Here is a 13,172-nt window from a genome sequence, read left to right on the forward strand (position 1 = left end):
GCCCCAGCCGGACGGCCGGGCCGCCCAACCCCCAGGCGTGCGGCGGCTCCCCCGGCCCGCTGCCCCACCGGGTGTCCGGGGTGGACTCCAGCACCGCCAGGGCGCCGCTGGCGTTGATGTCCGGACGGCGGACCTCCACCCCGTGCCGGCGGGCGTCGTCGACAAGGGTCTGCGGGGAGTAGAAACCCATCGGCTGGGCGTTGAGCAACGCCGCCAGGAACGGTGCCGGGTGGTAGCGCTTGAGCCAGGAACTGGCGTACACCAGGTAGGCGAAGCTCATCGCGTGGCTCTCCGGGAAGCCGTAGCTGGCGAACGCGGTGAGCTTGCGGTAGACGTCGTCGGCCAGCTCGCCGGTGATGCCCCGCTCGGCCATCCCGGCGTAGAGCCGGTCGGCGATGCGGGTCATCCGCTCGACCGAACGCTTCGCGCCCATCGCCCGGCGCAGCTGGTCGGCCTCGGCCGCGTCGAAGCCGGCCAGGTCGATGGCGAGCTGCATCAACTGCTCCTGGAACAGCGGCACGCCAAGGGTCTTCTCCAACGCGTTGCGCATCAACGGGTGGGCGAAGGTCACCGGCTCCTGGCCGTTCTTGCGCCTGATGAACGGGTGCACCGAGCCGCCCTGGATCGGGCCGGGCCGGATCAGCGCCACCTCGACCACCAGGTCGTAGAACTCGCGGGGCTTGAGCCGGGGCAGGGTGGCCATCTGGGCGCGGCTCTCCACCTGGAACACCCCGACCGAGTCGGCCCGGCAGAGCATGTCGTAGACCTCGGGGTCGTCCAGGGTCATGTCGCCCAGGTCCAGCCTGGACCCGATCATGTCGTAGCCGTAGTGCAGCGCCGACAGCATCCCGAGGCCGAGCAGGTCGAACTTCACCAACCCGACCGCCGCGCAGTCGTCCTTGTCCCACTGCAGGACGCTGCGCCCCGGCATCCGCCCCCACTCCACCGGGCACACCTCGATCACCGGCCGGTCGCAGATCACCATGCCGCCGGAGTGGATGCCCAGGTGCCGGGGGAACGTCTGCAACTCGTTGGCGTACTCCACCACCTGCTCGGGGATGTCCTCGACGTCGACGGTGGCGACCGAGCCCCACCTGTCGATCTGCTTGCTCCAGGCGTCCTGCTGCCCGGGTGAGAAGCCGAACGCCTTGGCCACGTCCCGTACCGCCGAACGAGGCCGGTAGGAGATCACGTTGGCGACCTGGGCGGCGTGCTCCCGGCCGTAGCGGGTGTAGACGTGCTGGATCACCTCCTCCCGCCGGTCGGACTCGATGTCCACGTCGATGTCCGGAGGGCCGTCCCGCTCCGGGGCGAGGAAGCGCTCGAAGAGCAGCCGGTGCCGGACGGCGTCCACGTTGGTGATCCGCAACGCGTAGCAGACCGCCGAGTTGGCCGCCGAACCCCGGCCCTGGCAGTAGATGTCCTGCTCGCGGCAGAACGTGACGATGTCGTAGACCACCAGGAAGTAGCCGGGGAAGCCCAGCTCCTCGATCATGTTCAGTTCGTGGTCGAGCTGCGCGTACGCCGTCGGGTGCGCCTGCGGGGGGCCGTAGCGCTCCCGTGCCCCGTCGGCGGTCAGCTTGCGCAGCCAGCTCATCTCGGTGTGCCCCGGCGGCACCGGGTACGCCGGCAGCTGCGGCGCGACGAGCTGCAGGTCGAAGGCCAACTCGGCGCCGAACTCGGCGGCCCGGGCCACCGCCCCCGGGTACGCGGCGAACCGGGCCGCCATCTCCGCGCCGCTGCGCAGGTGGGCGGTGGCCGCGGCGGGCAGCCAGCCGTCGATCTCGTCCAGGCTGCGCCGGGCCCGGACGGCGGCGACCGTGGTGGCCAGCCGACGCCGGCCAGGGCTGGCGTAGTGCACGTTGTTGCTGGCCACCGTCGGCAGCCCGGCCGCCGACGCCAGGTCGGCGAGCGCGTCGTTGCGGTCGGCGTCGACGGGATGCCCGTGGTCGGTCAGCTCCACCGCCACCGTCTCCGCGCCGAAGAGCGCGGTCAGCCGGTCCAACTCGCGGGCCGCCGCGTCCACCCCCTCGGTGAGCAGCGCCCCCGGCACGTGCCCCTTGCGGCAGCCGGTCAGCACCAGCACGTGGTCGCGCAGCTCGGCGGCGACCTCCTCCAGGTCCCCGTAGACCGGGCGGCCCTTCTCCCCGCCGCGCAGCTGGGCGCGGGCGATGGTGGTGGCCAGCCGGGCGTACCCCTCGTGGCCGTGCGCGAGCACCAGCAGGTGCGCGCCGTGCGGGTCGGGTTCGCCGTTCTGCGGGCCGGGCAGGCCGAGGGACAGCTCCGCGCCGAAGATGGTCGGCAGGCCCAGCGTGCGGGCCGCCTCGGCGAACCGGACCACCCCGTAGAAGCCGTCGTGGTCGGTGACGGCGAGCGCGGTGAGCCCCAGCCGGGCGGCCTCCTCGGCCAGTTCCTCCGGGTGGCTGGCGCCGTCGAGGAAGCTGAAGTTGGTGTGCGCGTGCAGCTCCGCGTAGGGCACCACGCCGTCGGGGCGGGCCAGCTCCGGCGGCTGGTACTGCTCGCGCCGGCGACTCCAGGCCGGGGAGTCTCCCCCGTCGGCGTCCACGGCCAGCGGGTCCACCACGTGCAGGTGGCGCTCCTCGCGCGGCCGCCCCCCGCCCGACCGGCCGGAGCCGCCGCCGGCCCGCCCGGAGAGCACCCGTTCCAGCTCCGACCAGGGCATCTTCGGGTTGTGAAAGCTCATCGAGCCGCCGCTCTCACGAGTGGCCGGATCCCGACGGCCGGATCCGCCGGCGAGCGATATACCTGGGAGTCATAGATATGCCTGACAGTCATATCGCTCGTCGGGACATCCGCCTCCGCCCTGGGGAGCGCCGGCTCAGTCATAGATCGCCTCCACCAGCCACTGCCCGGCCTCGACGGCCAGCAGCAGGGCGGCACCGTCGGCCAGGCTGACCTGGAACCGGGCCCGACGGCGGGCCTCGACCGGCGCCCACCACCGCTCGTCCACCGGCCACGGGCCGGCCCAGCCCACGATCTCCGCCGGCTGGCCGGTACCGACCACCAGCCGAGCAGGTGGAGCGCTCACCGCCAACCGCGCGCTGATCACCACCGGCTCGCCGGCGGCGTCGTGCACCGTCGCCGCAAGCGGGCTGGGCAGCACCACCGCCGGCGCGGGCGCCGGCAGCCGGCCCGGCCACGGCGGAGCGTCGGGGCGGGCCGGGAGACGTTCGTCGCCCCACGGCACGAGTCGCACCTGGTCGGCCGGGGAACGCCCACCGCCGAGCACCGCCGTGACCACCGCTTCCGGACCGAGGATGCCCTGCACCCGGCTCAACGCCCGGTGCGCCCGCTCCCGCTCCTCGCCGGTCTCCCCCCAGAGGCCGGTCTGCAGACCGGCCTGGGCGATGACCCCGTCCGGGATCAGTCGCAACCGGATGATGCCGGCCGACGGCCGGGCCGGTCGGGCGCCGGCGCGGCCGTTGCTGCCGGAGAGCCAACCGTCGAGCTGCCAGCGCACCCGGTCGGCGATGGCGGCGGCGGTGAGCAGCCCGTCGTGCCGCCACACCCGGTGCAGCTCCTGCCCGTGCGCGGTGACCGCCTCGATGCCGAGCCGGGTGCAGGCCAGCCCGTGCCCGGCCAGCCGGTCGTGCAACTGCTCGGCCAGCGCGCGGGCGGCGAACGCCGCCGCGTCGACCCGGTCGACCGGATCGTCGTACTCGCCGGTCACCGTCAGGTCGGCCGGCGGCTGCCGGACGGCGAGCGGGCGGTGGTCACGCCCGGCGGCGAGCCGGTGGGCCAGCGCGCCGTCGAACCCGAACCGGGCCAGCACGTCACCGGCCGGCAGCGCGGCGAAGTCGCCGAGGGTCCGCACTCCCAGCCGGCGCAGCAGGTCCGCCAGCGCCGAACGACCGAGCGCCTCGACCGGCAGCCCGGCCAGGAACTCCGGTGTGCCGCCCGGCTCCACCACCCGACCGGCACGGGCGGCCAGCCCCGCGGCGAACACCCCGTCGGCGATACCGACCTGGCTCTCCACCAGGCACGACTGAGCGACGTGCTCGATGATCCGTTCGGCGGCCGCCTCCTCACCACCGAGGTAACGGCTCGGGCCCCGGGCCGCCACCGCGCAGGACCCCGGACGCACCACCTCGACACCGGCGACCAACTCCTCCACCGCGGCGACCACCGGCTCGAACGCCCGGGCGTCCCGGCCGGGGTCGTGCTCCACGACTGTCAACTGTGGGCAGCGGCCCTGCGCCTCCCGTTTGCGCAGCCCTCGACGGACCCCCTCGGCGCGGGCACGCTCGGAGCAGGCGACCACCCGGTTGGCGTGCAGCACGGCGACCGGGCCGGTGGCTGGCACCCCCTCGACGATCTCGGCGGCGAGCACGGGCCAGTCCGGGCACCACAGCAGCAGGGTCCGTGCCGGTGAGCCGGTCATCCCCGCCCGACCAGGGCCAACGGCACGGCCGGTCGACCCCCGGTCGACCGCACCGTCCGGGGAATCACCCGGGTGAGCTCGTCACCCGGGAGCCAGACCTTGATCTCCTTGGGCCGGGCGGCTGCTCCGCGCCCGCGCGCCGAGACGGTGACCTCCCGGCGGCGCAACCTCCCCCGGCCCTGCCCGAGCCCCTCCCAGACCCCACGGACCACCTGCAACGTCACGTCCGCGCCGTCCCACCGGCCGTACGGGACCAGCACGCTGCCGCGCTGCCGGGCCCGGGCGGCCAGCCGGGTGGCGACCGAGGCGGAGACCGTGGCCGGCACGGTGGTGACCACGACATCCACCCCGTCGATCAGCGCGGCGACCACTGTGGCCCACTCGGGGCCGGGATTCGGCACCAGAGCCAGCCGATCCAGGGCGATACCCAGTTCGGCGGCCGCGCCCGCACCGAAGGTCGGCACCCCCACCACGGCACACCACGAGCCGGCCCGGGACGCCTCGGCGAGCAGGGCCAGCACCAGCGAGGTGCCGCCGCTACGCCGAGGTTGACCGGCGGCGACCGCGATGGTGCTGCCCCGGCGCAGGCCCCGGTTGGGCAGCAGACCGGTCAGCTCGGGCGTCACCGGCAGCACCCGGTGACCGCCGACCGGATCGGGTGCGCTCGCCGGGCGTACCAGATCGGCAAGCGCGGCGGAACCGACCACCATGCGGCCCGCCATTGGACCAACTCCCCCGTCGTTGCTGTGGATCAGATCAGGACCGGCACGCTGTGACGCCGGCCGCCCGGCTCCCCCCGACCGGGCGGCCGGCATCACGGCGGGATCATGCGGCGAGGCCGTCCAGGGTGGGTTGGTGGGCCATGCCGAGCGCGGTCTCCACCACCGTGACGAACTGCTCGGCGGCGCGGAGCAGGTCGTCGGCCTCCCGGGCGCTGACCACCCGGGGAATGCCGGCCTCCGCGGCGGCCCGCTTGCTGGCCCCGGCGGCGAAGAACCGGGCCCACTCGTCGAGCTCGGGGGCAACGGCGCAGAGCAGGACCCAGACGCTGGTGATCCGGTTACGGCGGCTCGGCGCGGGCCGGGCCCGGGCGGCGAGCAGGGCGGCCGCCGCACGCAGCGCCGCCAGGTGGGCGGCCGCGTAACGCAGGCCGTCGGGGCGGGTCTGGCCAGCCTCGACCAGCCCACGCCGGGCCAACGTGAGGAGCTGGGCAGGGGTGCGGTGCGGCAGCACGTGCGCCGGCACCGTCGGTGCCTGGGCCGGGTTGGTCGGCATGGACTGTCTCCTCCACGTGGCCGGGCGTCGCCTCGGCGCGGTGGAGCCGCCGATGAGACGCCGAGTCGGGTGGTGCGGAGGAAGACGCACCGGGTGTGGCCGGCCGGGTGTGGATGCTTCCCCACACCACACCCGGCCGGCGTACCGGCGGGTTCGTCGCCCGCCGCCCGGGGGTCGTGGGCGGCGGGCGACGCTCCTGCCTGATGGGACCGGGCTCGCGACTGCCCGGAAACCCAGGTGCGGCCCGCGGAGCCGCACCGCCCGGAGCTGGCGCCGCGAAACACCTCGCTCCGGCTGGTTGGAACGGGCGTTCGAGGCAATCGAACACTCGTTCTAACTGCTGCTGACAGTACACCTCCCCTCCGACGAAAATGCAACGTGTGACGCGCCGGGGCTCGCCGTCCGGGCGCACCGGGGTGAACGGCATCGGACGGACCGGGAAGATGTCCCCATGCAGCCACACCCGAACGTACGGGCGGTGCAGGACGCGCTCACCGCCGCTGGCACGCGCAACGGCGTCGGCGAGCCCAGCACCGTCCGCCTGCTACCGGACGCGGTGCACACCGCGGCGGCCGCCGCCGAGGCGCTCGGCGTCGAGGTCGGCCAGATCGCCAACTCGCTGATCTTCGACGCGGACGACGAGCCCCTGCTCGTGCTCACCTCCGGCGCGCACCGGGTGGACACCGCCGGCCTGGCCGCGTCGATCGGGGTCACCCGGCTGCGCCGGGCCACCCCGGAGTTCGTCCGGACGCACACCGGGCAGCCGATCGGTGGGGTCGCCCCGCTCGGGCACCCGCGAGCACTGCGCACCCTGGTGGACACGGCCCTGGCGGCGTACCCGGAGATCTGGGCCGCCGGCGGCGTACCGCAGGCGGTCTTCCCGATCACCTACACGGAGCTGCTGCGGGTCACCTCCGGCACCCCGGCCGAGGTGGCGTGAGCACCATTGCGGAGCTGGTCACCCTGCACGTGTGGCGGGTGCACCGCGGCGCGTTGCCCCGGGCGCTGACCCGGATGGCGGTCGACCCGCGCCGCCTGCGTGCCCTGCCGGGCGTGCGGTTCGGCAAGCTGCTGGGCACCGGGACCGGCACCAGCTTCGGGCCGGGTGACGCCGACCTCACCCGCTGGGCGGCGCTTACCGTCTGGGACTCCCCCGCCGCGGCGGCCGGCTTCGACGACTCACCGGTCGGACGCGCCTGGGCACGCATCGCCCACGCCGCCGTCCGGGTCGACCTGCGACCGCTGAGCAGCCGGGGCGAGTGGTCCGGGCAGCGGCCGTTCGGCGACCCACCGGGCGGACGGGTCACCGGGCCGGTGCTGGCGCTGACCCGGGCGCGCCTGCGGGCCCGCCGGGCGGCCACCTTCTGGCGGGCGGTCCCGCCGGTGGCCGCGGCCCTGCGCGAGGCACCCGGACTGCTGGCCCGGTTCGGCGTCGGCGAGGCGCCGCTGGGATGGCAGGGCACGGTGAGCGTGTGGCGCGACCCGACGGACCTGGTGGCGTTCGCGTACCGTCACCCGGAGCACCGGGCGGCGATCATGCGTACCCCCACCGCGGGCTGGTACGCCGAGGAGCTGTTCGCCCGGTTCGAGGTGCGCGAGGTGGTCGGCGACCGGACGGTGCTCGGGTGGGTCGCCGACGGCGATCCGGGAACGGTGAAGGGTGGACGGGCATGAGGTTGGTGCGCTGGACGCCGGACGATCTGGTCCGGCGGCTGGACGACGTGGTGGCCGTCTACGGCGAGGCGATGGGATACCGCACCGACCTGTTGGAAGCGCGACGCGGCTACATCGCCACCCACGTCCGCCGCCCCGGTTTCCGGGCCGTGGCGAGCCTGACCAGCGAGGGTCACCTGGCCGGCTTCGGCTACGGCTACCTGGGCGCCGCCGGTCAGTGGTGGCACGACCAGGTGCACCGGGCGTTGGACGCGCCGACCCGCGAGCGGTGGCTCACCCACTGCTTCGAGGTGGTCGAGCTGCACGTCCGGCCACCGGCGCAGGGGCACGGTCTGGGCGCCGGCCAACTGCGGGCGCTGCTCGGCATGGCCGAGGGCGACACGACGCTGCTGTCCACTCCGGAGGCCGTGGAGCAGACCTCGCGGGCCTGGCGGCTGTACCGGCGGTTCGGCTTCGTCGACGTGCTGCGCGACTTCCACTTCCCCGGCGACGAGCGGCCGTTCGGCGTACTCGGTCGGGATCTGCCGCTCGAGCCCCCCGCGGCATGACCCGGCGGATCTCCTGGGCACTGCTCGCCGTCCTGGTGCTCGCCCAGATCTGCTACCCGCTGACCACCGGCGCCACCCGGGCCGGGCTGACCGTGGCCACCGTGGTGATCGGCTGGCTGCTCTCGGTGGGCCACGCGCTGCTCAGCCGGGGTCCCCGGGTCGCGGCGGCGCTGGTCGCGGTGGCCACCGGTGGCGGGTTCGCGATCGAGGCGATCGGGGTGGCCACCGGTGTGCCGTTCGGCAGCTACGACTACTCCGGTGAGCTGGGCCCCAAGCTGGCCGGGGTTCCGCTGATCATCCCGCTGGCCTGGACCTGGATGGCCTGGCCGGCCTGGCTGGCGGCGGTCCGGCTGACCGGCGGCGGTTCGACGGCCGGCCGGTGGGTGGGGCGGATCGCGCTGGCCACGGTGGGGCTGGCCGCCTGGGATCTCTTCCTCGACCCGCAGATGGTGGCCGAGGGCTACTGGGTGTGGCGGGACGCCACCCCGGCGCTGCCCGGCCTGCCCGGCATCCCGGTCAGCAACTACCTGGGCTGGCTGCTCTTCGCGGTGCTGATGATGAGCGCGCTGCGCCCGCTGGCCGGCCCGGCCGTCGAGCACACCGACCGGCGGGACCACCCGATGGTCGCGCTGTACCTGTGGACGTACTTCTCCAGCATCCTGGCCCACGCGGTCTTCCTCGACCTGCCCGCCTCGGCGCTGTGGGGCGCGGCCGGCATGTCGGTGACCGCCGTGCCGCTGGCGGTGACCCTGCTGCGCGACCGCCGGAGCCGCGACGCGGACCGGGAGGACCACGAGCCGCGCCGCACCGGCGTCGACGCGACCCGATGACCGTCCTGCTCGCCCTGCTGCTCGCCGTCGCCGCGTTGACCGGGCACACCTGGCTCAACGCCGCCCGCTGGCTGCGCCGGCCCACCGACCGGCCCGACGAGGTCGACGAGGCGGTGGCCGTGCTGCTGCCGCTGCGCGACGAGGCCGCCCGGGTCACGCCCTGCCTGCGTGCCCTGCTCGCCCAGCGCGGCGTGCCCGGGCTGCGCGTCGTGGTCCTCGACGACGGGTCCACCGACGGCACCGCCGACGTGGTGCGCGCGGTGGCCGGCGACGACCCCCGGGTGACGCTGCTCAGCGGGGTCGCCCCGCCGCCGGGCTGGCTGGGCAAGCCGCACGCCTGCTGGCAGCTGGCCACCCGGGCCGACCCGGCCGCCACCGCGCTGGTCTTCGTCGACGCCGACGTGGTGCTCGCCCCGCACGCCGTGGCGGCCGCCGTCACCGAGCTGCGCGCCGCCCGCGCGACCCTGCTGTCGCCGTACCCCCGGATCGTGGTGGCGACGGCGGCCGACCGGCTGGTCCAGCCGCTGTTGCAGTGGCTCTGGCTGACGTTCCTGCCGCTGCGCGCGATGGAACGCTCGCCGCGGCCGTCGCTTGCCGCGGCGGGCGGGCAGTTCCTGGTGGTGGACCGGGCCGGCTACACCGCCGGCGGCGGGCACGCCGCGGTCGCCGACAAGATCCTGGAGGACGTCGAGCTGGCCCGGGCGGTCAAGCGGGCCGGCGGGCGGATCGCCCTGGCCGACGGCTCCCGGCTGGCCACCTGCCGGATGTACGACGACTGGCCGCAGCTGCGCGACGGGTACTCGAAGTCGCTCTGGGCGTCGTTCGGGCACCCGGGCGCGGCGGCGGCCGTGGTCGCGGCGCTGCTGCTGCTCTACACCGCCCCGCCGCTGGTCGCGGTGGCGGGTGCGGCGGCCGGCGCGGCGGAGGTGGCCGCCGTGGGTCTGGCCGGCTATCTGCTCGGGGTGATCGGGCGGGTGCTGACCGCCCGGGCGACCGGGGGCCGGTGGTGGCCCGACGCGCTCGCACACCCCGTGTCGGTCGTGGTCCTCGGTTGGTTGACCCTGCGGTCGTACCATCTGCGGAAGCGGCGCCGCCTGACCTGGCGGGGCCGCCCGGTCAGCTAGGAGGGCGCGGCATGGCGCGGATCGTGGTCGTCGGCGCCGGGGTGGGTGGCCTCGCCACCGCCGCCCGGCTGGCCGCCACCGGGCACCAGGTGACCGTCTTCGAGGCCGCCGACACGGTCGGCGGCAAACTCGGCCGGTACGCGCACGACACCCCGGCCGGGTCGTTCCACTTCGACACCGGGCCGAGCCTGCTCACCCTGCCCGAGGTCTTCCACGACCTGTTCGAGGCGACCGGGGCGAAGCTCGACGAGTACCTGGACCTGGTCCCGCTGGACCCGATCGTCCGGCACGTCTTCCCCGGCGGCGGCCCGGCGCTCGACTCGTGCGCCGACCCGGTGGAGTTCGCCGCCCGGATCGGGGCCGCCTTCGGTGACCGGGCGGCCGCCGACTGGCAGCGGCTGTGGCGTCGGGCCGCGCGGGTGTGGAACGCCTCTGAGCGGGACATCCTGCGCCGTACCGTCGACTCCCCCCGCGACCTCGCGTCGCTGGCCTGGCGGGTCGGTGACCTGGCCGCCATCGCCCCGGGCCGCACCCTGCGCGGGCTGGGCCGCCGGCACCTGTCCGACCCCCGGCTGCGGATGCTGCTGGACCGGTACGCCACCTACACCGGCGCCGACCCGCGTCGGGCGCCGGCGGCGCTGGTCGCCGTCCCCTACGCCGAGTTGGCGTTCGGCGGCTGGTACCTGCGCGGCGGGCTGGGCACCCTCGCCGACGCGCTGCTGACCCGCTGCCTGGACCTCGGCGTGGTCGTGCAGACCGGCGCCAGGGTGACCCGGATCGACGCCACCGGCGGCCGGGTGCACGGGGTACGCCTCGCCGGCGTCACCGCGCCGGTGCCCGCCGACGTGGTGGTGGCCAATGTGGACGCGATCACCGTCTACCGCGACCTGCTGCCGCGTCCGCGCCGGCTGGCCGCGCTGACCGACCGCAGTCTCGCCGGCTTCGTGCTGCTGCTCGGCGTTTCGGGCAGCACCGGGCTGGCCCACCACAACGTCTTCTTCCCGCGCGACTACGACGCCGAGTTCGACGCCGTCTTCGGCGACCCGGGGCGGGGCGTACGGGCCCGGCCGGCCGTCGACCCGACGGTGTTCGTCACCGTGGCCGACGACCCGATGGCCCGTCCGGCCGGGCACGAGGCGTGGTTCGTGCTGGTGAACGCCGCACGGCAGGGCATTGCCGCGGGCGCGGTCGACTGGCGCCGCCCCGGGCTGGCCGACGCGTACGCCGACCGGATCCTGGAGGTGCTGGCCGAGCGCGGCGTCGACGTCCGTGACCGGTTGCTGTTCCGCGAGGTGCGTACGCCGGCCGACCTGGACGCGGCGACCGGGGCGCCGGGCGGCTCGATCTACGGCACCGCCGGCGGGCTGCTCCGCCCGGCCAACCGGGGCCCGGCGCACGGGCTGTGGCTGGTGGGCGGCTCCAGCCACCCCGGCGGGGGGCTGCCGATGGTGACCCTCTCCGCGCAGATCGTCGCCGACGAGATCGGCCCCGCCTGGTAGGTCCGGCCGCTCAGCCGGCGTCGAGCAGCGCGCGGCGGACGGTGGACAGCAGCTGTCCCAGGCCGAAGCCGGCCAGCAGCACCCACACCGCCGTCGCCATGGTGATGGTGCCGGCGGTCAGGTCCGGCTCGATGAGCCCGGCCAGCCCGGCGACCAGCAACCCGACCAGCGCCACCGACACCCGGGTGGGGCGCTCGCCCACGGTCACCGCACCGATCTCGCGCATGCCGGCCGAGACCGCGCGGGCCCGCACGTACTCGTGCAGCCAGGACAGCGCCCCGCCCGCCACGACCAGCGCGCCCGGGGCGCCGACCAGCCAGAACGCCAACAGCCACGCCACCTCACCGAGCCGGTCGGCGAGCGAGTCGTAGACGTAGCCGAGGCGTGTGGTGCGGCCGGTGGCGACGGCAACCGCACCGTCCACGCTGTCGGCCACGGCGGCGAGCAGGACGAACAGCGCGCCGAGGAACGGCCCGTCGGCCGGCCGGGTCGCCAGCAGCGGTATGCAGAAGCAGAGCAGCACCCCGGCCACGGTGACCGCGGTGGGGCCCACCCGCAGCCGGCCCAGCACGTACCCGACGTGGTACGCGAACCGCAGCCACGCGCGTACCACAGGCGCGGCGGCACGGGGGTCGAACCCGCCGTGCAACCGCGCCCACGCCGTGGCGTACTGATCCCAGTTCAGCTGTGTGCCCACCTGGGGATCAACCGCCGTGCCGGGCACGAGGTGTCGCGGGACCACCGTTCACACCCGCGCGCCGACCTTCAGGTTCTGCCAGACCTCGCGAGTGGCGGTGGACCGGTTCAGGGTGATGAAGTGGATCCCCGGCACGCCCTCGTCCAGCAGTCGGCGGCTCATCTCGCTGGCCTGCTCGATGCCGAGCTGACGGACCGCCTCCGGGTCGTCGGCGACGCGCTCGAAGCGGGCCGCCAACGCCGGTGGGAAGGGCGCCCCGGACAGCTGCACGGACCGCTCGATGGTGCCGATCTGGGTCACCGGCATCACCCCGGCCAGGATCGGCGTGGCACAGCCGGCGGCGGCCACCCGGTCGCGCAGGCGCAGGTAGTCGTCGGCGTCGAAGAACATCTGCGTGATCGCGAACTCGGCGCCGGCCCGGCACTTGCGGACGAAGTGCGCGGTGTCGCTGGCCACGTCGGGCGAGCGGGGGTGCTTGTACGGGAAGGCGGCGACGCCCACGCTGAAGTCACCGGAGTCGCGGACCAGGCGGACCAGGTCCTCGGCGTAGTCCACGCCCTCGGGGTGGCGGACCCACTCACCGCCCGGGTTGCCCGGGGGGTCGCCGCGCACCGCCAGCACGTTGCGCACTCCCACCCCGGCGAGCCGCCCGATCACGTGCCGCAGCTCGGCGACGGAGTGGTTGACCGCGGTGAGGTGGGCCATCGGCAGCAGGGTGGTGTCGGTGGCGATCCGCTCGGTGACCGCCACGGTGGTGTCCCGGGTCGAGCCGCCCGCTCCGTAGGTGATCGACACGAACGACGGGCGCAGCGACTCCAGCTCGCGGATGGCCTGCCAGAGCAGCCGCTCCCCCGCCTCGGTCTTGGGCGGGAAGAACTCGAACGAGAAGGTCGGCTGGCGCTCACGGATGAGCTCCCCGATCGCCGGCTGCGGATTGGGGAGTACCGAGGGAAGACCGAGCGCCACGAACCGACTCTAGCGGGCGACGCCACCGCGACCCAGGCGCTTCCCACAGCGGGGGCGTGGCGCCGCCGCGCGGGCCGGTCCGGCGGGAGCGAAGGCGTCGTACCCCCACGGTAGGAATGGGTGGCGCGTACGGGTCGACGGGGGCCGACCGGGGGGC

Annotated in this window: 12 protein-coding genes; 6 read left to right on the forward strand and 6 right to left on the reverse strand. The window is 75.2% G+C overall.

What is annotated here, in order from left to right:
• From FHG89_RS28985 to FHG89_RS29000, 4 genes are all read right to left on the reverse strand, one after another.
• On the reverse strand, positions 1-2,704 hold a 2,704-nt coding region (locus FHG89_RS28985; protein ID WP_139587585.1), incomplete at its 3' end, for an error-prone DNA polymerase.
• A 135-nt stretch (positions 2,705-2,839) separates the two neighbouring features.
• Positions 2,840-4,402 carry a DNA polymerase Y family protein gene (locus tag FHG89_RS28990; RefSeq protein ID WP_139587586.1) on the reverse strand — a complete coding sequence of 521 codons (1,563 nt, stop codon included), beginning with the start codon at positions 4,400-4,402 and terminating at the stop codon, positions 2,840-2,842.
• Positions 4,399-5,124, reverse strand: coding sequence for a hypothetical protein (locus FHG89_RS28995; RefSeq protein WP_139587587.1), 726 nt, complete (start codon positions 5,122-5,124; stop codon positions 4,399-4,401). The genes FHG89_RS28990 and FHG89_RS28995 overlap by 4 nt, the downstream gene beginning before the upstream one ends.
• A gap of 103 nt (positions 5,125-5,227) precedes the next feature.
• A complete protein-coding gene (locus FHG89_RS29000; protein WP_139587588.1) occupies positions 5,228-5,677 on the reverse strand; it encodes an SAV_6107 family HEPN domain-containing protein in 450 nt (149 codons plus the stop codon).
• A gap of 451 nt (positions 5,678-6,128) precedes the next feature.
• Between FHG89_RS29000 and FHG89_RS29005 the strand changes: the two genes are divergently transcribed.
• The 6 genes from FHG89_RS29005 to FHG89_RS29030 are packed head-to-tail and all read left to right on the forward strand — an operon-like array spanning position 6,129 to position 11,352.
• Entirely contained in the window at positions 6,129-6,617 is a 489-nt protein-coding gene (locus tag FHG89_RS29005; protein ID WP_139587589.1) for a YbaK/EbsC family protein, read from the forward strand.
• Positions 6,614-7,351 (forward strand): monooxygenase, encoded by a 738-nt coding sequence (locus FHG89_RS29010; RefSeq protein ID WP_139587590.1) that lies wholly within the window; start codon positions 6,614-6,616, stop codon positions 7,349-7,351. Before FHG89_RS29005 ends, FHG89_RS29010 begins: the two co-directional genes overlap by 4 nt.
• On the forward strand, positions 7,348-7,899 hold the full coding sequence (locus FHG89_RS29015; RefSeq protein WP_139587591.1) for a GNAT family N-acetyltransferase: 552 nt from the start codon (positions 7,348-7,350) through the stop codon (positions 7,897-7,899). Before FHG89_RS29010 ends, FHG89_RS29015 begins: the two co-directional genes overlap by 4 nt.
• The gene (locus FHG89_RS29020) at positions 7,896-8,729 is read left to right on the forward strand and encodes a carotenoid biosynthesis protein (protein ID WP_139587592.1); all 834 of its coding nucleotides are present in this window, start codon (positions 7,896-7,898) and stop codon (positions 8,727-8,729) included. The genes FHG89_RS29015 and FHG89_RS29020 overlap by 4 nt, the downstream gene beginning before the upstream one ends.
• Positions 8,726-9,853 carry a glycosyltransferase family 2 protein gene (locus FHG89_RS29025; RefSeq protein ID WP_139587593.1) on the forward strand — a complete coding sequence of 376 codons (1,128 nt, stop codon included), beginning with the start codon at positions 8,726-8,728 and terminating at the stop codon, positions 9,851-9,853. Before FHG89_RS29020 ends, FHG89_RS29025 begins: the two co-directional genes overlap by 4 nt.
• 11 nt (positions 9,854-9,864) lie before the next feature.
• Positions 9,865-11,352 carry a phytoene desaturase family protein gene (locus tag FHG89_RS29030; protein WP_139587594.1) on the forward strand — a complete coding sequence of 496 codons (1,488 nt, stop codon included), beginning with the start codon at positions 9,865-9,867 and terminating at the stop codon, positions 11,350-11,352.
• Between the two features lie 10 nt (positions 11,353-11,362).
• On the opposite strand, the gene FHG89_RS29035 is transcribed toward FHG89_RS29030, so the two are convergent.
• Both FHG89_RS29035 and metF read right to left on the reverse strand, forming a co-directional pair.
• Positions 11,363-12,049 carry a CDP-alcohol phosphatidyltransferase family protein gene (locus FHG89_RS29035; RefSeq protein ID WP_139587595.1) on the reverse strand — a complete coding sequence of 229 codons (687 nt, stop codon included), beginning with the start codon at positions 12,047-12,049 and terminating at the stop codon, positions 11,363-11,365.
• A gap of 48 nt (positions 12,050-12,097) precedes the next feature.
• Entirely contained in the window at positions 12,098-13,015 is a 918-nt protein-coding gene (gene metF / locus FHG89_RS29040) for a methylenetetrahydrofolate reductase [NAD(P)H] (protein WP_139587596.1), read from the reverse strand.
• Positions 13,016-13,172: the final 157 nt, after the last annotated feature.

This window comes from Micromonospora orduensis, assembly GCF_006228125.1.
In the GTDB taxonomy this organism is placed as follows: Bacteria; Actinomycetota; Actinomycetes; order Mycobacteriales; family Micromonosporaceae; genus Micromonospora; species Micromonospora orduensis.